The following is a 996-nucleotide window of genomic DNA, read 5'->3' as shown; positions in this document are numbered from 1 at the left end:
GGACCAGCCCGCGCATTTCGGCGCGGGCCAGCGCCAGCTTGCGATGCTGCTCGTCCATGCCATGGCCACGGCTGACGTCGAGCTTTACCGTTGCGCGTTCCAGCCGCGCTTCGGTATCGATCATGTCGCGGCTGGTGAAGCGATCATCGCCGCGTCCATCTTTGCCGAGGTTTACCAGTTCGGGCGCTGCGCGCACCGCTGCCATCACCTGATCGAACTGCTCTTTCCCTTCGCTGTGACGATGGACGAACATCGCCAGATCGCGGGTGGTGAAGGTCGCCTGAGTGCGCGTGATCGCATCCAGCGCCAGCGCGGGGTTGGCGAGCAGCTTCTCGCCGTTGGCCCGCGCAATCTTGTGATGCTCTTCCAAGCGCTCGGAGGCGAGCCCCTGCTCCGCCATCCGCGCCGCCGCCGGGCCGATCTTGTGCTGGGGCTCCAGCTCGATGCCCTGCGCTTCCAGCGAACGATGATCAACGCGCGCGTCGATGTCGAGTTCGGCCAATCGCGCATTGACGTGCCCTGCCCAGCGCTCACGCCATTTTTCCAGAAGGTCGGTGCGGTTCCAGTGGCGGTTCTTCTTACCGAACCCATCGGCATCGACCTCGCGCAATGCCAGCATGACATGCGCGTGCGGCTTCGCTTCGCCATCGGCGGTGATATCCCAATGCACATTGAGATCGGCGACCATGCCGCGGTCCACGAACTCGGCCTGCACAAACTCCCGCGCCAGCCGAATGCCCTCGGCCTGATTCAGCTCGCGCGGGATCGCGAATTCGATTTCGCGGGCAAGCTGCGCGTCCTTGCGCAACTCGACGGCTTCGACCGCATTCCACAGCTTCTCTTGGTCGGCGAGATGCTCGGGCGCGCCGTCCGGCAGCAGCACTTCGGAATGCACGACGCCGGCCTTGTTCGAGAAATCATGATGCCGGTCGAGCCGCCGATCATGCAGCCGCGAGGCCGAGCGATAGGCAGCGGCGGCCAGCGCCGACGATCCGG

1 protein-coding gene is annotated in these 996 nt (G+C 65.2%); it reads right to left on the bottom strand.

Features of this window, described 5'->3' with window-relative positions:
• A partial coding sequence (gene mobQ / locus SAZ01S_RS23285) for a MobQ family relaxase (protein WP_167693254.1) occupies positions 1–996 on the bottom strand: 996 nt, incomplete at both ends.

It is taken from the genome of Sphingomonas azotifigens NBRC 15497, from assembly GCF_002091475.1.
GTDB lineage: Bacteria > Pseudomonadota > Alphaproteobacteria > Sphingomonadales > Sphingomonadaceae > Sphingomonas > Sphingomonas azotifigens.
Note: the sequence above shows the minus strand (reverse complement) of the source record. Positions and strands in the feature narration are given on the sequence as shown.